We start from the raw sequence: 18,621 nt of genomic DNA, 5'->3' as shown, positions 1-18,621 counted from the left end.
TGGATGCACTCGTTGCAACCACTACGACTTAAAATAGCTTTAGACATGATGGGGGGCGACCATGGCCCCCAATCAACTATTCCAGCAGCCATAGAAGCGCTGTGTGAATTTCCTCATGTAGATCTCGTCCTTTGCGGCGACTCCGAAATACTTACCTACGAGTTAGAACAAGCTGGTTATTTAAACCATCCTCAGCTTTCTGTTCAGCATGCTTCTCAAACCGTTCTGATGACCGACAAACCCTCAGTGGCTTTGCGCAATAAGCGCCAGTCGTCTATGCGTGTTGCTTTAGATTTAGTCGAACAAAACAAAGTCGCTGCTTGTGTCAGCGCCGGTAATACCGGGGCTTTGATTGCAATGGCTCATTTTGTTTTGAAGATGCTCAACGGTGTGGAACGACCCGCGTTAATCAGCAGCTTACCCTCAACTGTCGGCAGTCCGGTCTTTATGTTGGATTTGGGCGCGACGGTCAACTGTGATTCAGACACTTTATTCCAGTTTGCTGTGATGGGTGCTGTGATGGCTGAAGAAGTGGAGGGTATTTCCAGGCCTAAAGTCGCTCTGTTGAATATGGGTGAAGAAGAAATCAAAGGTTCGGATCAAATCAAACGAACCTCTTTACTCTTATCCGAATGTGCGGATATTAATTACATTGGCTATATCGAAGGCAATGACATCTTTTCCGGCAAAGCCGACGTCATCGTCTGTGATGGCTTTGTTGGCAATGTTGCGCTAAAAACCTGTGAAGGTGTGGCGAAACTCATCTTAAAACGTTTAGAAACTGCGCTGAAAAACTCCATGTCTGCTCAACTTTTCGGCTGGCTAATCAAACCTTTTCTGAAAAGTATGTCTTTAGGCGTGAACCCCGACCAGTATAACGGGGCAAGTCTGATAGGATTGCGCGGAATTGTAGTGAAAAGTCATGGAAATGCGACAAAAGAAGCATTTCTTAGTGCCATCCGTCAGGCCGTGCGCGAGGTTGAACGCCAGGTGCCGGTGAAGATCAAAGACAGGCTGGAACACGTATTAATTGACAAAGCGTAGGGCCCAATGTATTCACGCATTATTGGAACCGGAAGTTACTTTCCGTCTCAGGTCAGAACCAATGCTGATCTCGAAACCATGGTTGAAACCACAGACGAGTGGATCATCGAACGTACTGGTATCAAAGAACGCCGCATTATAGCTGACAACGAAACTGTCGCGACTATGGGGGCTCAGGCAGCACTAAAAGCGATTGAAGCCGCCGGCATCGACAAAAACTCCATCGATATGATAGTGATGGCTACCACCAGCGCCTCCCGCGCTCTGCCAAGTGCAGCTTGCGAAGTGCAACGTGAGCTGGATATTCCCGGCATTCCTGCTTTTGACGTCGCTGCAGCTTGTGCCGGCTTTTGTTATGCCTTAAGTATTGCTGATCAGTATGTAAAAAGTGGTATGGCAAAACGAGTGCTGGTGATAGGCGCGGATTGTCTGTCACGTTTAATGAGCCCTGAAGATCGCAGCATGGTGATTTTATTTGGTGATGCCGCTGGAGCTGTTATTTTAGAAGCGTCTGAGCAACCAGGTATTTTATCCACTCATATTCATGCTGACGGTAAACACTCCGAATTATTGTATGTCGACAATCCTATACGGGGTGTTGAAGCTTCTGTGCATACGTCCTGGGGCTCGATGAAAGGCAACGAAGTCTTTAAGGTTGCGGTCACTCGTTTATCTGAAGTGGTCGAGCAAACTCTGGCGGCTAATCAGATGGATAAATCGCAAATTGACTGGTTAGTGCCACATCAGGCCAATCTGCGTATTATCTCGGCAGTAGCCCGTAAACTGGAGATGTCGATGGATCAAGTGGTCATTAACCTCGACCGTTATGGCAACACCTCAGCTGCAACAGTACCTACAGCTTTAGATGAAGCTGTGCGTGATGGCCGTATCCAGCGAGGACAAACTATATTGCTTGAAGCCTTTGGCAGTGGTTTTGCCTGGGCTTCGGCTTTAATACGTTATTAACGATAGTGCGACAATATTTGCAGGAAAAATGATGAATAACAAACTTGCATTGGTATTTCCAGGACAGGGTTCACAAAGCGTCGGTATGTTAGCCGAACTTCATGCTGAATTTGCAACAGTTCGTGACACCTTCGCCGAAGCCTCAGCAGCTTTAGGCTATGACTTATGGGCCTTAGTGGCCAATGGTCCTGATACCGCATTAAACGAAACACACCGCACTCAACCTGCCTTATTAACAGCTTCTGTGGCTGTGTATAGGGTATGGCTGGAGCAGGGCGGTGCTACTCCTGCTTATTTAGCAGGTCACTCTTTAGGTGAATACTCCGCTTTAGTCTGTGCCGGTGTATTGACCTTGTCTGATGCCGTCAAGCTGGTAGAAAAACGTGGTCAGTATATGCAACTTGCAGTGCCGGCAGGTACTGGCGCTATGTCCGCCATTATTGGTCTGGACGATGCACTGATCGCCAAAGCATGCGAAGAAGCGGCGCAAGGTGAGGTAGTGTCTCCGGTGAATTTCAATTCTCCTGGCCAGGTGGTGATTGCCGGTAATAAAGCTGCGGTTGAAAGAGCCAATGAACTTTGTAAAGCAGCTGGTGCCAAACGAGCGCTGCCTTTACCTGTGTCAGTGCCGTCGCACTGCGCTTTAATGAAGCCTGCGGCAGACAAACTGGCAGCTGATTTAAACAGTATTTCGTTTCATACAGCTGTCATACCTGTAGTGAACAATGTCGATGTGCTGGCTGCTGCCGATGCCGCTGCAATCAAAGATGCGTTGGTACGTCAACTGTATAGTCCGGTGCGCTGGACAGAAAGCATTGAGTTTTTAGCTGCGCAAGGCGTCGACAGCGTGATTGAACTGGGTGCTGGCAAGGTATTAAGTGGCTTAATTAAACGTATCAATAAAGAGCTGAACACAGCTTCAGTGACAGATGTAGCGTCGTTAAAAGACGCTTTAGCTGCAGAATAAAAGGTTTAGAAACAATGACAACCCCATTTATTTCATTAGAAGGTCAGGTAGCCTTAGTTACAGGCGCAAGTCGTGGTATTGGTCGTGCTATTGCTGAACAATTAGCCGCTTTAGGCGCCAAAGTGGTTGGAACTGCAACAACTGAATCAGGTGCAGCTGCAATTTCCGCTTATTTAGGTGACAAAGGTCAGGGCCTGGTGTTAAATGTCGGCGAGACAGAGTCTATTGAGCAGTGTTTAGAGACCATTAAAGCTCAGTTTGGTGACATTGATATTCTGGTGAACAACGCTGGTATTACCCGCGATAACCTGTTGATGCGCATGAAAGAAGAAGAATGGTTCGACATTATGCAAACCAATTTGACATCAGTGTACCGTTTAAGTAAAGCTGTGCTGCGCAGCATGATGAAAAAGCGTCACGGCCGGATCATCAGCATAGGTTCAGTGGTAGGTTCTATGGGCAATGCGGGTCAAACGAACTATGCTGCAGCCAAAGCAGGCGTATTAGGTTTTACCAAGTCGTTAGCCAAAGAAGTAGCATCCCGTGGTATCACAGTGAACGCTGTTGCACCAGGTTTTATCGACACCGATATGACCAAAGAATTGTCAGACGAGCAAAAAGAAGCCATTTTCAGCCAGGTCCCGGCAAATCGCCTGGGCAAGCCGGAAGAAATAGCGGCCGCTGTAGCCTTTTTGGCCTCAGGTCCGGCAGCATACATTACGGGTGAAACCATCCATATCAACGGTGGTATGTATATGGTGTAAGCCAAGGGTCTTCGTGAACGAAGCTGTGGTTTCGAAGACGAAGGCAAATGGTTTGACCAGCAGGAAAAGACTAAGTCGTTACTTGCAACAAACCGGGCTTACGCATAAACTAGCCGCCACACAAAATTGCACCAATTGTTGCGATTTACATGAGAAAAAGGAAGAAAAGATGAGCAACATCGAAGAACGCGTTAAAAAAATTATCATCGAGCAGTTAGGCGTTAAAGAAGAAGAAGTGAAGCACGAATCTTCTTTCGTTGACGATTTAGGCGCTGACTCTCTGGACACAGTAGAATTAGTTATGGCTCTGGAAGAAGAATTCGACACAGAGATCCCTGACGAAGAAGCTGAAAAAATTACAACGGTACAGTCTGCTATCGACTATATCAAAGCCCACGCTGAGTAAGCGTTAAGCTGACAAAACGGGTAGCCTCTGCTACCCGTTTTTGTTTCTGAAGCTGTCTGCTACGAAGTGAAAGCAGAAGCAGATCAGCAATAAAGAATAAATTAGACTGCGGAGGATTCTGTGGCAAAACGTCGAGTGGTTGTGACGGGCTTAGGTATGCTAACGCCCCTGGGGAACGATGTATCGTCGACCTGGCAGGCTTTATTACAAGGTCAAAGTGGAATAGCGCTGTTTGATCATTTTGATCCAGAGGCTTACACCACCAAATTTGCTGGTTTAGTCAAAAATTTTGACGTCGAACAGTTTTTCCCGGCCAAAGAAGCCAAAAAAATGGATTTATTTATCCAGTACGGTGTAGCTGCCGGTGTGCAGGCTTTTAAAGACTCCGGGCTGGAAATTAACGAAGAAAACGCTGAACGTATTGGTGTTGCCGTAGGTTCAGGTATTGGTGGTTTAGGTTTAATTGAAGAAAACCACACCAAATTACTGAACAGCGGCCCACGTCGTTTATCGCCGTTTTTTGTACCTTCTACCATTATCAATATGATTTCTGGCCATTTATCCATCATGTTAGGTCTGCAAGGTCCAAATATCAGTATTGTCACCGCTTGTACCACAGGTGTGCATAACATAGGTCAGGCCGCTCGTATGATTGCTTACGGTGATGCGGACGCTATGATTGCAGGTGGTGCAGAAAAAGCCTCTACTCCTTTGGGTATGGGTGGCTTTGGTGCGGCTCGTGCTTTATCTACCCGTAACGACGCGCCACAACAGGCCAGTCGTCCATGGGATAAAGACCGTGACGGTTTTGTCTTAGGCGATGGCGCTGGTGTTGTGGTACTGGAAGAGTACGAACATGCCAAAGCCCGTGGCGCAAAAATCTATGCTGAACTGGTTGGTTTTGGTATGAGTGGCGACGCCTACCATATGACGTCACCACCAGAAAATGGTCGTGGTGCAGCTTTGGCAATGAAAAACGCCTTGCGTGATGCCGGTGTTAATGCGGATCAAGTGCAATATATTAATGCGCACGGCACCTCCACGCCTGCAGGTGACATTGCTGAAACTATGGCGATTAAATCTATTTTTGGTGCGAAGCCTGAAGGTTTAATGGTCAGTTCCAGTAAATCAATGATGGGGCACTTATTGGGTGCTGCAGGTTCTGTTGAATCTATCATCACGATTTTGTCGCTGATTGATCAGAAAGTGTCTCCAACCATTAACCTGGATAATCCGGATGAAGGTTGTGACTTAGACTATGTGCCGCATACGGCCCGTGATGCCAAACTGGAATACGCGTTATGCAATTCCTTTGGTTTCGGCGGCACTAACGGTTCTATTTTGTTTAAGAAAATCTAATGTTTGAACTCAGGGTCGGAGCAATGCTCTGACCCTTTGATTTTTCTATCTTATTTTTCCCGCCTATTGTCGTAATTCCAACTTAAGTCTGACAGTAACAGTCAATACTGGAGCTGAACCTCATTTCTTTTTATCAACAGAAGCACCAAAAACGATGTCCTATAAAAAAAGCTGTGTTGCTCTGGCTCTGATGCTTTGTGCTCAGGTCTCATTCGCCGATCCTATTGCCCAAACTAAAGGTAAGTTTGAAGATAAATTCCGTCAACTGGATGAATCTTTGCCAACGCCCAATATCTACCGTAATGCCGCAGGTGAGCCCGGTCAGCAGTATTGGCAACAGCAGGTGGATTACAAAATCAAAGCCAGTCTGGATGAAGAAAAACGTCGTTTGTCCGGCAGTCAGACCATAGAGTACAAAAACAACTCGCCTTATACCCTGAAGTATTTATGGCTGCAGTTAGACCAGAACATTTTTAAATCCGATTCTATGGCGGAAGTCACCAGCACCTTTGGTGGTGGTTCAGCACCGAGCAACGAGCAGCCTGCCAAAATTAGTTTGAGTGAGCTACGTAATCTGCAATTTTTGGCGGATCACGAATTAGGGTATCAGCTGGATAATATTAAACTTTCCGATGGAACTGCGCTTAAGTTTGTGGTGGTTGGTACCCAGATGCGCATTGATTTACCTAAACCGCTGAAAGCGGGTGAGTCAGTGCAATTTTCTATGGATTTTGCCTTTAATATCGTTGAAGAAGACGCGGTTTCGGCCCGTTCTGGTTACGAACACTTCCCTGATGACCCACGCAAAGGCGGTAATGATATTTTCTTGTTCGCTCAATGGTTTCCGCGTTTAGTGGCCTACACAGATTATGAAGCCTGGACCAACAAAGAGTTTTTAGGCTCAGGTGAATTTACCCTGGAGTTTGGTGACTATGAGGTCGAGATGACGGTGCCTGCTGATCATATTATCTCTTCCACTGGTGATTTAACCAATGCCTCAGAAGTGCTGACCAAAGAACAACAGCAGCGTTTAGAACAAGCCAAAACAGCAAAACGCCCGGTGTTTATTGTCACTGAGCAAGAAGCGCTGGAGAATGAAAAAGACGACACAGACGACACCAAGACCTGGCGTTTTAAAGCCACTAATGTGCGTGATTTTGCCTGGGCTTCTTCGCGTAAATTTATCTGGGATGCCAAAGGCTATCAACAAGGCGGCGCCGAGCAACCTTTTGTCATGGCGATGTCGTTTTATCCAAAAGAAGGTGGTGATCTGTGGAAAAAATACTCCACAGAATCCGTTGTGCATACGCTGGAGGTGTATTCGCGATTCTCCTTTGATTACCCCTATTCGGTCGCTCAGTCGGTGAATGGTCCTGTCGGCGGCATGGAATATCCGATGATCACCTTTAATGGCCCCCGTACCGAACTGCAAAAGGATGGCAGCCGCACCTACTCGCAAGCAGAAAAACGCTTTTTGATTGGCGTCGTGATCCACGAAGTAGGGCATATTTACTTCCCCATGGTGGTGAACTCAGACGAGCGGCAGTGGACCTGGATGGATGAGGGGTTGAACAGCTTTTTGGATGGGGTTGCAGGTCGGGAGTGGGACCCACAAATTCCTTGGGGTGTAGAAGCGCGCGATATCACTGACTATATGAAAAGTGAACAGCAAGAACCAGTGATGACCCAATCGGATAGTGTCACGCGGTTAGGTCCTAATGCTTATACCAAACCCGCAGTTGCGCTGAATATTCTGCGTGATGTGATTTTAGGCCGTGAACTGTTCGATTTTGCTTTTAAAGAATACGCCACCCGCTGGAAGTTTAAGCGCCCAACACCCTCAGATTTTTTCCGCACCATGGAAGAAGCGAGTGGTGTCGATCTGGACTGGTTCTGGCGCGGTTGGTTTTACAGCACAGACCATGTCGATATCTCACTGGATAAAGTGTACAAATTGCAGCTGGATACCAAAGATCCAGACATTGATTTTGAGCGTCGACGCAAAGAAGAGCAGGACAAGCCGGCGTCTTACTTTGTTGAATTAAACGAAGCTGAAAACAAAACCAGTTGGGTGGAACGCAATAAAGACGTCACTGATTTTTATGATAAAAATGACCGCTTTACTGTCACCAACAAAGAACGTAACAGCTACCAGCAATTCCTGGCCGACCTGGAGCCATGGGAGCGTGAGGTCTTTGAAAGGGCAATTGATGAAAATAAAAACTACTATGTGCTGAATTTCAGTAACTTAGGTGGTTTGGTGATGCCAATTTTACTGCAACTGACTTTTGAAGATGACAGTGTGGAAGAGCTGTATATTCCGGCTGAAATTTGGCGAAAAACTCCTGATGCGGTCAGTAAGCTGATTGTCACAGAAAAGACGTTGAAGCAGGTTGTGGTTGATCCTAAGTGGTTAACAGCGGATGTGGATGTGGAAAATAACCATTACCCGCGTCAAATTATTCCATCCCGTATTGAAGCCTTTAAACGGGAGAAGAGTAAAGACTTGGCTGAGCGCGATATTATGCAGGACAGCAAAACCAAGCTAAAAGAGCCAAAAGCTAAGGATTAATGATGCGTTGGATAGTGATTGTTTTATGCTGTTTGAGCGTGCAGTTATCCGCTCATGAAATGAAATCTGCTATCACCAAGGTGCTGTTTAACCCACGCACTGGCAATGTTGAAATCATGCACAGGTTTTATGTGCATGATGCCGAACATGCGGTGAAAAAACTGCTGGATAAATCGGCTGACTTAATCGCCAAACAGTCCACCCGCGATAGTTTTGCCTTGTATGTATCCAGCCATTTTCAGTTGAAAAGTGACGGTCAGGATCTGAAGCTGAGTCTGGTGGGTAACGAACTGGATGGCCGTTTTTTCTGGGTTTATCAGGAAGTGGCCATCCCACAACATCTGACACAGTTGCAGTTGCGCCATGATTCATTACAAAGCCTGTGGCCGGATCAGGTCAACGTAGTCAATATTGAAGGCCGTGGCAAAGTGAAAACCCTCAAATTCACCCCGGAACAGCAGTGGCAACAGGTGCAATTTAGCAAGTAACTGCTTAAATATGGGGCAGATCATTAGCTTAACTGTTAACAATGTGATTTGACCCCATTTTTAAAGTCACTGATTTCAGGCATACTTTCCGCCAGATTTTTTCAAATGATTTGGACTGGCATTGATGCTTTATCTGCAGGCACCGAATAGCACAGATCGTAGCTTCCAGTATGGTGACGGACTTTTTACCACAGTGCGGGTAAAAGACGGCAAAGCCATGCTGTGGGATTTGCATCTGCAGCGTTTGGTATCAGGCGCTAAAGCTTTGTTAATTCATGAATTTGATACGGATGAGCTGACGGCACAAGTCCAGCAGGCAATTTCAGCGTCTGATCAAGTCATTAAAGTATTAATCAGCCGTGGCCAGGCCGGTCGGGGTTATAGCCCACAAGGTATTGAATCGCCTTGCTGTTACATCAGTACCGCTGCTTTACCTGATTACAGTAACTGGCAACAGCAAGGCATTCGCCTTGGTGTAGCTGGTTTTAAACTAGCTCAGCAGCCCGCTTTGGCAGGTCTGAAGCATAACAACAGGCTGGAGCAGGTGTTGATTAAAGCCGAATTAACAGAGCGCGACGTTGATGAGCTTGTGGTACTGGACCAAACTGATGCTGTCATCGAAGTCTCTGCTGCTAATCTGATGTTTTGCAAAAAGGGTCAATGGTTTACACCCAAGTTGGATCGGGCTGGTGTCAACGGCGTGATGCGTCAGTATCTGATGACGCAGCGAGCGATCACTGAAGGTTGTTTTAGTCTGGCTGATCTGCAACAAGCAGAAGCTTTATTGGTGTGTAATGCCTTGATGGGTGTGGTTCCGGTGAAAGAATTTGCCGGGCAAGCTAAAAATATGGAACTGGTGCGCCAGTTTTTCCACGGAGTTGAGTTTTGATCCGAACTTTATTTGTAGTGCTGTTAGTTTCTCTGGTCAGTTTTTTTGGTTTAACCAATATCTGGCAACAGTACAGCCAAAGCACTTTGCCGCTGAAAGAGGCTTACATCGAAATTAAAGCCGGCGACAGCGCAATGAAACTCTGTCGTAACTGGCAGCAGCAAAATCTGTTGAGCAATGCTCAGTGTCGTTGGTTGTCTATTTATTTACGAGTACATCCTGAATTATCCAAGTTACATCAGGGTGTGTACAGAGTGCCGACAGAACAAAAACCAACCCGCTTATTACAAATGCTGCATCTGTTTGCCAGTGGAAAAGTGGCGCAGTTTGCTTTTAGTATCAAAGAAGGTGAAACCTTAAACCAAAGCTTGAAGCGTTTAGCCGAAGCTGAATATTTAAAGCATGATCTGACGGATAAAGCTGCATTAGTCGAGCTGGCAAAGTGGCCAGATGCCTGGGGTGACAAACCAGCTAATGCCGAGGCGCTGTTTTTCGCTGAAACTTACAATTACACCGCCAACAGCACCAGCACTGAATTATTAAAACGTGCCAATGAGCTACTGATCCAACGTTTGCAGCAGGCATGGGACAATCGGCAGGCACAACTGCCTTATAAAAATCCTTATGAGTTGCTGATCATGGCCTCTATCGTCGAAAAAGAAAGTGGTCATGAGCCGGAAAAACCGCTGGTCAGCTCGGTTTTTGTCAATCGTTTGGCCCTTGGCATGAAATTACAAACAGATCCAACAGTGATCTATGGTTTAGGTGATAGTTTTAATGGTGATATCACCAGAGCTGATTTACGTAATCCGCACTTGTACAATACCTATCAGCATTTTGGTTTACCGCCTGGTCCTATCGCAGCACCAAGTGGAAGTTCTATCCTGGCCGCGGCTCAGCCTGCGAAAAGTGACTGGCTGTATTTTGTTTCAAAAGGTGACGGCACTCATCAGTTTTCCCGTACGCTAAAAGAGCATAATGCCGCTGTGCAGCAATACATTTTTGGAAAGAAAAAACAATGACAATTCAGGGGCGTTTTATCGTAGTGGAAGGGCTGGAAGGTGCAGGTAAAACCAGTGCTATCCTAACTATCCAGCAGTGGCTGAGTGAACACAACATCAAATTTATCAGCACTCGTGAACCAGGTGGTACAGCTTTAGCTGAACAAATTCGCACCCTCGTCAAGCAAGTGCAGGATGAAAAGGTTGCGCCTGAGACTGAACTATTATTGATGTATGCCTCCCGCGTGCAGCTGATAAAAACTGTGATCCAGCCCGCCTTAAAGCAGGGTATTTGGGTAGTAGGGGATCGTCACGATTTATCCTCCAGAGCTTATCAGGGCGGTGGTCGTCAACTGGATGAAAGCCTGATCAACAGCATTCGTCAGGTGGTGTTAGGTGATTTAACACCGGATTTAACGCTGTATTTAGATATAGACCCGGCTATAGGGTTACAACGTGCTCAGGCTCGTGGTGAATTGGATCGAATTGAGCAGGAGCAACTGGCGTTTTTCCAGCGAACCAGGGCCAAGTATCTGCAAATCGCAGCCGCTGAGCCTAATATAGTTACGATCGATGCCGGTCAGTCTATGGAGCAGGTGCAGCAACAGATCCTGAACGCACTGCAACAGGCCTATCAAAGTGGATCTTTAAACCCAGGTCTATGCTCTGATGTCTGATTTCCCCTGGCTGGATTCGTACCAATACAAACTGACTGAATTGGCAGCCGCAGGGCAGTTGCATCATGCGTTATTGCTGACAGGCCCTGTTGGTATTGGCAAACTCGCACTTTCTAAACGCCTGGCGGCCTATTTACTTTGTAAGAGTCCACAGCTGCACCAGCCTTGTGGTTTATGTAAAAGTTGTCAGTTGATGGCGTCCGGCCATCACCCGGATCTGTGGCAATTGCCAACAGAAGGCAGCAGCAGTATTGGGGTGGATCCGATACGTGCTTTGGGTCAGTTTATGCAAGGTGCATCACAGCAAGGTGGCGTCAAGCTGGCGATTATTCCACAGGCTGAACTGATGACAGAAGCCGCCGCCAATGCGCTATTAAAAACGTTGGAAGAGCCGCCACAAAACAGTTTTCTGATTTTACAAAGTGCCCATCCGGCGCAATTGTTACCTACTATTTTAAGCCGCTGTCAAAGCTGGGCTTTAGCTCCCGTCTATGGTGAGCAGATAGAACATTGGTTGCAGGAACACAGCAGCAGACCTGTGCCTGATTTTTTACTGCAGTATGTCGGTGGCGCGCCTTTATTAGCATTGAAGTTATTAGAAAACGACGAAGCGGCAGCAATTTCTGCACAATTGGTTATGCTGAAGAAGTTCGTGTCCGCTCAGCTAGATATGTATGAGCTGTTAGCCCATTTACCTGACACGGAGCAATTGCCTTCAACCTTATTCTGGTTTGTACGGCAGGAGTTGTGGCAGAAAGGCGCGGATATGCAGTTAAAACATCATCAATTATTGCTGTCTTTGCAGCAATGGGGCCGTGACCGTCAGCTGATTTCAGGGCAAAATGCCGCGCTGAATTTATCCGCCTTGCTCGTGCAACTGCGTTCGGCCTTGTTGTAACAGGAGCTACTTGTGGACGAAATCCAACTGGATTTTACTGAGCTAAAAGAGCTGTATCGCTGCTATATGCCATTTCTGAAAAATGGCGGTTTGTTTGTGCGTACTGCGCGGCCCTACCGTATGGGGCATTCGTTATCTTTAGTCGTCACTTTGCCTGACGCGCTTGAACCTCTGCGAGTGACAGGCAAAGTGGCCTGGCTGACACCACAAGGTGCACAAAGCTCGACGCCCGCAGGCATTGGTGTGGCTTTTATCGACGATAAGTTTCAGTTGCAGGATAAAATTGAGAAATTATTAGGAGGTATGCTCGATTCGACCGAGCCTACCTACAGCCTTTAAAGATATAAAGCCACCTTCTGGCTGTTTTTAGTGAATGTTTTGGAGAAGTCTTTTGTTTGTTGATTCACATTGCCACCTCGACCGTCTGGAATGGGACAAATTAGCTCTGACCCTGCCTGAAGTATTACAGCAAGCTGCTACAGCCAAAGTTGAGCATATGTTGTGTGTCTCAGTCAGCCTGAAAGAATTTCCTGCAATGAAACAGCTGGTAGCTGCGTATCCGCAGGTCTCAGTGTCTTGTGGTGAACATCCGCTGCATCAGGAAGATCAAATAGATATCGAACTACTGCGTCGTTATTGCGCTGATCCAGCAGTAGTGGCCGTAGGTGAAACCGGTCTGGACTATTTTTATAGTCCGGACAGCAAAGCCATACAGCAAGAGGCTTTTGCCGCTCATATTGCTGTTGGCCGTGAACTTAAAAAACCTTTGATCGTACATACCCGCGATGCCAGAGCGGACACACTGGATTTATTGCGCTCTGGTGGTGCAGCTGACTGCGGTGGTGTATTGCACTGCTTTACCGAAGACTGGGATACTGCAAAAGCTGCTCTGGATTTAGGTTTTTATATTTCATTATCCGGCATTGTGACCTTTCGTAACGCCGATGAGCTGCGTTCTGTAGCGCGGCACATTCCGGCTGACCGCTTACTCATTGAAACTGACTCGCCTTATTTAGCCCCTGTGCCTTACCGTGGCAAAACTAACCAACCGGCTTATGTCAGCGCAGTGGCTGCTTGTATTGCAGAGCAACGTAATGTCAGTATCGAATTGTTGGCAGAACAAACCTCAGCAAACTTTTATCAGCTATTTCAATCAGTTAAGAAAGCTTAATTGAAGAGAAAAGTAGCCCAGAATCAAGGGATCTATTCTGGGCTTAGGGGAATGGCTCATCTAAATGAGCCGTGCGCTATACGGAACCAAAGAGGACAAACAGATTTACTTACTGGTTTTGAGTGTAGACAAAGCTGTAAAAATTTCCTGCACTGAACTTAGTCTATTAAGTGCTTCAATCCGAAACAGAAGCCCAAACTTATCCTGATCTTATACCGCAGTTATCCCCAAGTTATCCACTCCACCTCAGGCTAAATAAGCTTTTGCAGCAAACTGAAGAGCTTTGTCGTACTATTGCTATAGAAGCTAAAGTTTTAACATATCATTAATGTTAGAAAAAATTAATCTAATAAAAACTGCAAAGTCAGTGTTGGTTTGAAGTTGAGTGGGTTTAGTTCGCTGTAAAAGTAGCTGAAGTTTTTTGGCTAGACTTTTGTCCTGTCGATTGAGGTCAATTTATATGTTATAAACCATCTGGATTTGCGTTTTGCTCCGATGAAGCTGGACTATGTCTAATTTATTTATGTGCAGCTTTGCAGTAGGGTTGGCAGTATCAAGGACGATGTTTACCTATGGATATTTTGACGATCAGCTCAGTGAATCTACTGCTGGGTTTGAGTTTCTTTTTAAGTCTCTTTTTGTATAGCAAAAACAGTACTGAGCTAAAGCATTTTAGGATCTTTAGTCTGGCAGGATTATGCTTAGCCCTCAACTCACTGATTGGTATAGTAAATAATATTGTTACTTTGCCCATTTATTTAATGCCAGCACTGGCAAATGCGGCGACTGTCGGTTTGCATTGTATTGTTTTGCTGGGAGTTCTGACACTCTGTAAGCTGCATTTCAGAGTGATTTGGTTTGCAATACCTGTGCTGCTTTCTTTTAGCCTGAGTTTTTTCGAACCTTTTAAAACAGAGATGGCTATGCGCCTGATCGCAAATTATTTGCTGATCATGATGTTGAATGTGCTAAGTTTCAAAGCGCTCCAGTCTGTGAACAAATCGACGATAGCCTTCACTGTTTTTAAAGCGGTGTTGATATTCAACGTACTGCAACTGTTCAGCAGAGGGCTGCTTTATGTACTGTTTGAATTAGAAATATCGCAGTTGGCTGAGCATCTCATCGTTCATCAGTTTGGCTGGTTTGCTTTTACAATCTATTGTTCTGGCTTATTAGCCAGCTGTTTACTGCTTTTAGTTGAGTCACAACAAAAAGAGCTTGAACGTAAAGCAAACACAGACCCTCTGACTGGTTTATTAAATAGAAATGACCTCAACTCTATTTTAAATAAAGAGATAGGCCGTTGTATTCGTCAGGGTGAAGCGATAACTGTGATGATGTTGGATGTGGATTTCTTTAAGCGCATTAACGATACTTACGGTCACTCAACCGGAGATGTTGCACTACAGCACATTGCAGAGCTACTTCGACAGCATTTTAGAAATTATGATTTGTTGTTCCGTATTGGTGGTGAAGAGTTTCTGGCATGTCTGCCCAATGTCGATGCACCACAAGCCAGGTGCAAACTTGAGCAACTCAGACAAACCTTTCTTCAACAGCCTGTGAAAGCTCAGGAAGAAATCCCAATCACTGTGAGCATGGGTTGGGTATCGACACGACAGAAATTAGACGGAGCCTTGTTGCTAAAAAGAGCGGATGAAGCTTTGTATCAGGCAAAGAAGCTGGGTCGTAATAAAGTACTTGAAGCAGAAGCGTTGTAACGCATGCCTTGTCCACTTTAGCTTAAAGTTGTGCTCTAGCCTTACCCCATCAAACCAATCATTCAGCTTTGAGTGAGGTTCCAGATGAATTCAACCTTTAAAGAGATGCCACAGCTTTACGTGCGTCTTGGGGGATTATTTTATCTGGCTATTATTGCATTAGGGCTTTTTGGTGAGTTGATGGTCAGAGGATCTTTAGTGGTACCGGCCGACGCCACTGCTACAGCGCAGAATATTACCGCTGCACCTACCTTATGGGCTCTTGGCATAGTAGGGGATTTAACTATGCAGCTGTTGGATATTCCCGTTATCGTATTGTTCTATTTGCTGTTTAAGCGAGTCAATGCCGGGTTAAATCTGGCGGCTACTTTTTTTAACCTGATCCAAACAGCGATGTTAGTTGCCAATAAGTTGTTGTTGGTGATCCCTTTGCTGTTGTTGGGTGGAACGGCTGCTGCTTCAGTGTTCTCTTCAGAGCAATTAGCGGCCTGGTCTGCTCTGGCTATTCAGCTGCACGCTTACGGTTTTGGCATAGGGCTGATTTTTTTTGCTTTGGCCTGTCTGCTGCGCGGTTATCTGATCGTCAAGTCTGGCTTTTTCCCTGTTTTTATTGGCGTGATGTTAGCAATAGCGGGTTTATGTTATTTGATTAACAGTCTGGCGTTATTGCTGGCTCCAGAGATGGCTGCACAACTATTCCCCTGGATTATGCTGCCGGTATTAGCAGGTGAACTCACTCTTAGCCTGTGGATGATTATAAAAGGTGTAAACAGGCAGAAGTGGCAGCAAAGCATATAAAGCCCGTCCATAAATCCATACAACTTCCTCTAGTACTTTAGTCTTTATGTCGACATAACATCTCGTTTTAGCTTGACCAAAGCCGATTCTAGGCGTAAAACGTAACCACCTTCCAGTTATTGTCGACAATCTGATGCTTGCTACTGAATTTAAAGAAGCTATTACTGCCGCCGACCGGGTGTTAGTGCAAATTCGCACCGCCATAGTGGAAGGTGACATTCCTGCTGGTACCAAGATCAGTGAGCCAGAACTGGCACGACGCTATGACTTAAGCCGTGCACCGCTGCGTGAGGCCTTAGCGCGTTTAGAGCGGTGTCATTTAATAGAACGTACACCCAATGCTGGTGCCCGTGTGGTCAAACTGTCGATTGAAGGTTTACGTTCTTTGTATCAGCTGCGTGAAGAGCTGGAAGGTTTAGCTTGTCGTTTGGCCGCAGAGCATATGACAGAGCAGGAAATTGCCGAAGTCAGAGCGCTACTTGATCAGCATTTGTCGACACAACGCGTGCGCGAAGGAGAAAGTTACTACCAGGAAGCCGGCGATGTCGACTTTCATTACCGGGTGATTTTGGGCAGTAAAAATCCTTATCTGATTAATATCTTAAGTGACGAGCTGTATTTTCTGGTGCGGATGTACAGAGTGCAGCTTGGCATGAATGGCCCTCGGGTATCGCGGGCTTTTGACGAACATAAAGCTATTATTAACGCCATTGCTAACCGTGATGGCGAACTTGCCGACTTACTGATGCGCCGTCATATCGCCGCATCCAAACGTAATATTGAACAACAGTTACTTCAACAGGGGACTTCACATGGCTAATGTAAAAAGCGCTGGCGCTCTGCTTCGTCAGGCAATTAAAGACAATCATCCGTTACAGCTGGTGGGCACTATTAACGCCTACACCGCCATGATGGCTGAACGTGTGGGTCATAAAGCCTTGTATTTATCAGGTGCTGGTGTGGCCAATGCCTCTTTTGGTTTGCCGGATTTAGGCATGACCTCGCTCAACGATGTCTGTGAAGATATCCGTCGTATTACCGGTGCTACTGAACTGCCTTTGCTGGTGGATGCCGATACAGGCTGGGGCGGCGCTTTTAATATTGCTCGCACTGTGAAAGAAATGACCAAAGCTGGTGCTGCAGGTTTTCATATTGAAGATCAGGTGGCGCAAAAACGTTGTGGTCACAGACCGAACAAAGAAATCGTCTCTTTGGACGAAATGGTTGATCGCGTCAAGGCCTCTGTCGATGCCAGAACAGACGAGAACTTTTTTATTATGGCGCGCACTGATGCCTTGCAACAACAAGGTTTAGACGCCGCCATCGAGCGTGCTTTAGCCTGTGAAGCTGCAGGTGCCGATGCCATTTTTGCTGAAGCTGTGTATACGCTGGAGCAATACCAGGCCTTTACTAAGGTGCTGAAAGTACCAGTGCTTGCCAATATCACCGAGTTTGGCCAAACGCCGCTGTTTAATAAAGCTGAGCTGGCTGGCGTGGGTGTGGATATGGTGCTCTATCCATTAAGTGCCTTTCGTGCAATGAACAAAGCTGCACTGAATGTGTACGAGTCTATTCTGGCCAACGGCGATCAGAAAGCAGTAGTGGACAGCATGCAAACCCGTGCTGAACTTTACGACTTCCTGAACTATCACAGTTATGAGCAAAAGCTAGACTCCTTATTTGCGGCTAAAAAATAAAAACAATAACTACAGCATTCAATAAATCAACAGAACAAATTAAAAACGGAGAGACAAGATGGCGAACGCAAAAGAATTATCAGGCGCAGGCTTACGTGGCCAAATCGCAGGTAAAACCGCTTTATCCACAGTAGGCAAAACAGGTTCAGGCTTGACCTATCGTGGTTACGACGTCAAAGACTTAGCCGCTCACTGTGAATTTGAAGAAGTAGCGCACCTGATTTTAAAAGGCGAGTTACCGAACGAAGCTGAACTGGCTGCGTACAAAAAACGTTTAAAAGCTATGCGTAACCTGCCACAGGCACTCAAAGAAGTGCTGGAACGAATTCCTGCTTCTGCCCATCCTATGGATGTAATGCGCACGGGTTGCTCTATGTTAGGCAACTTAGAAACTGAACAGAGTTTTGCTCAGCAACAGGATGCGACCGACCGGTTACTGGCGATTTTCCCTGGCTTAATTAACTACTGGTATAACTTCAGCCATAAAGGCCAGCGCATTGAGGTGGAAACAGCGGCCGATTCTATTGCCGAGCAGTTCCTCTGGACTTTACATGGTGAAAAACCAACTCAGCTGCATACAGATGTAATGAACTCGTCGCTGATTTTATACGCAGAGCATGAGTTTAATGCGTCTACCTTCACTGCCCGTGTTTGTGCATCGACCTTAAGTGATATGCACTCGTGTATCACTGGCGCTATTGGTTCATTACGTGGCCCTCTGCATGGTGGCGCCAACGAAGCGGCGATGGAACTGATTGAAAAGATGGATAATCCGGATGATGCCGAAACCAAGTTAATGGGCATGCTGGAACGGAAAGAAAAAATCATGGGGTTTGGCCATGCCATTTATGCCGAGTCTGACCCACGTAATGCTGTGATCAAAGAATGGTCAGAAAAGCTGGGTAAAGCTAACGGCAATACCTCCTTGTACGATATTTCTGTGCGCTGTGAAGCGGTAATGTGGCGTGAGAAAAAACTGTTCTGTAACGCCGATTTCTTCCACGCTTCGGCTTACAACTACATGGGTATTCCAACCAAGCTGTTTACGCCTATTTTTGTCTGTTCACGTTTAACAGGCTGGGCTGCGCATGTAATGGAACAACGTGCGGACAACCGTATTATTCGCCCAAGTGCTGAATATACAGGTGTGGAACCACGTAGTGTAACGCCACTATCAAGCCGTTAAGCACAAAAAGCACCCAA

19 protein-coding genes are annotated in these 18,621 nt (G+C 46.2%); all 19 read left to right on the top strand.

Annotated features, from left to right (window positions below):
* Window positions 1-3: 3 nt before the first annotated feature.
* A complete protein-coding gene (plsX, locus tag IEW88_RS12825; protein WP_185148594.1) occupies window positions 4-1,044 on the top strand; it encodes a phosphate acyltransferase PlsX in 1,041 nt (346 codons plus the stop codon).
* 6 nt (window positions 1,045-1,050) lie between these two features.
* Window positions 1,051-2,010: a beta-ketoacyl-ACP synthase III gene (locus tag IEW88_RS12820; RefSeq protein WP_147904297.1), complete on the top strand. Its 960-nt coding sequence runs from the start codon at window positions 1,051-1,053 to the stop codon at window positions 2,008-2,010.
* Window positions 2,011-2,041: 31 nt separating this feature from the next.
* Window positions 2,042-2,977, top strand: a complete 936-nt coding sequence (fabD, locus tag IEW88_RS12815; protein WP_147904296.1) for an ACP S-malonyltransferase — start codon at window positions 2,042-2,044, stop codon at window positions 2,975-2,977.
* A 14-nt stretch (window positions 2,978-2,991) separates the two neighbouring features.
* A complete protein-coding gene (fabG, locus tag IEW88_RS12810) occupies window positions 2,992-3,741 on the top strand; it encodes a 3-oxoacyl-ACP reductase FabG (protein ID WP_147904295.1) in 750 nt (249 codons plus the stop codon).
* A gap of 169 nt (window positions 3,742-3,910) precedes the next feature.
* Window positions 3,911-4,147 (top strand): acyl carrier protein, encoded by a 237-nt coding sequence (acpP, locus tag IEW88_RS12805; RefSeq protein ID WP_008898948.1) that lies wholly within the window; start codon window positions 3,911-3,913, stop codon window positions 4,145-4,147.
* A gap of 120 nt (window positions 4,148-4,267) precedes the next feature.
* Window positions 4,268-5,506, top strand: coding sequence for a beta-ketoacyl-ACP synthase II (fabF, locus tag IEW88_RS12800; protein WP_053422795.1), 1,239 nt, complete (start codon window positions 4,268-4,270; stop codon window positions 5,504-5,506).
* 154 nt (window positions 5,507-5,660) lie between these two features.
* Complete coding sequence (locus tag IEW88_RS12795; RefSeq protein WP_147904294.1) at window positions 5,661-8,078, top strand: M1 family metallopeptidase; 2,418 nt, start codon at window positions 5,661-5,663, stop codon at window positions 8,076-8,078.
* A gap of 2 nt (window positions 8,079-8,080) precedes the next feature.
* Window positions 8,081-8,566: a DUF6702 family protein gene (locus tag IEW88_RS12790; RefSeq protein ID WP_229670476.1), complete on the top strand. Its 486-nt coding sequence runs from the start codon at window positions 8,081-8,083 to the stop codon at window positions 8,564-8,566.
* A 124-nt stretch (window positions 8,567-8,690) separates the two neighbouring features.
* Window positions 8,691-9,455, top strand: coding sequence for an aminodeoxychorismate lyase (pabC, locus tag IEW88_RS12785; protein ID WP_147904293.1), 765 nt, complete (start codon window positions 8,691-8,693; stop codon window positions 9,453-9,455).
* Window positions 9,452-10,477 (top strand): endolytic transglycosylase MltG, encoded by a 1,026-nt coding sequence (gene mltG, locus IEW88_RS12780; RefSeq protein ID WP_147904292.1) that lies wholly within the window; start codon window positions 9,452-9,454, stop codon window positions 10,475-10,477. Before pabC ends, mltG begins: the two co-directional genes overlap by 4 nt.
* Complete coding sequence (gene tmk / locus IEW88_RS12775; RefSeq protein WP_147904291.1) at window positions 10,474-11,133, top strand: dTMP kinase; 660 nt, start codon at window positions 10,474-10,476, stop codon at window positions 11,131-11,133. Before mltG ends, tmk begins: the two co-directional genes overlap by 4 nt.
* Window positions 11,126-12,031 (top strand): DNA polymerase III subunit delta', encoded by a 906-nt coding sequence (gene holB, locus IEW88_RS12770; RefSeq protein ID WP_147904290.1) that lies wholly within the window; start codon window positions 11,126-11,128, stop codon window positions 12,029-12,031. Before tmk ends, holB begins: the two co-directional genes overlap by 8 nt.
* A 12-nt stretch (window positions 12,032-12,043) precedes the next feature.
* Window positions 12,044-12,370: a PilZ domain-containing protein gene (locus tag IEW88_RS12765; RefSeq protein WP_053422801.1), complete on the top strand. Its 327-nt coding sequence runs from the start codon at window positions 12,044-12,046 to the stop codon at window positions 12,368-12,370.
* Window positions 12,371-12,422: 52 nt separating this feature from the next.
* Window positions 12,423-13,202: a TatD family hydrolase gene (locus IEW88_RS12760; RefSeq protein ID WP_147904289.1), complete on the top strand. Its 780-nt coding sequence runs from the start codon at window positions 12,423-12,425 to the stop codon at window positions 13,200-13,202.
* A gap of 572 nt (window positions 13,203-13,774) precedes the next feature.
* Entirely contained in the window at window positions 13,775-14,923 is a 1,149-nt protein-coding gene (locus IEW88_RS12755) for a GGDEF domain-containing protein (RefSeq protein WP_147904288.1), read from the top strand.
* An 84-nt stretch (window positions 14,924-15,007) separates the two neighbouring features.
* Window positions 15,008-15,721, top strand: a complete 714-nt coding sequence (locus tag IEW88_RS12750; protein ID WP_147904287.1) for a DUF4386 domain-containing protein — start codon at window positions 15,008-15,010, stop codon at window positions 15,719-15,721.
* 133 nt (window positions 15,722-15,854) lie between these two features.
* On the top strand, window positions 15,855-16,541 hold the full coding sequence (locus IEW88_RS12745; RefSeq protein WP_147904286.1) for a GntR family transcriptional regulator: 687 nt from the start codon (window positions 15,855-15,857) through the stop codon (window positions 16,539-16,541).
* Window positions 16,534-17,418, top strand: coding sequence for a methylisocitrate lyase (prpB, locus tag IEW88_RS12740; protein ID WP_147904285.1), 885 nt, complete (start codon window positions 16,534-16,536; stop codon window positions 17,416-17,418). The genes IEW88_RS12745 and prpB overlap by 8 nt, the downstream gene beginning before the upstream one ends.
* A 58-nt stretch (window positions 17,419-17,476) precedes the next feature.
* A complete protein-coding gene (gene prpC, locus IEW88_RS12735; RefSeq protein WP_147904284.1) occupies window positions 17,477-18,604 on the top strand; it encodes a bifunctional 2-methylcitrate synthase/citrate synthase in 1,128 nt (375 codons plus the stop codon).
* The last annotated feature ends 17 nt before the right edge of the window (window positions 18,605-18,621 follow it).

This window comes from Rheinheimera tangshanensis, assembly GCF_014645135.1.
GTDB lineage: Bacteria > Pseudomonadota > Gammaproteobacteria > Enterobacterales > Alteromonadaceae > Pararheinheimera > Pararheinheimera tangshanensis.
Note: the sequence above shows the minus strand (reverse complement) of the source record. Positions and strands in the feature narration are given on the sequence as shown.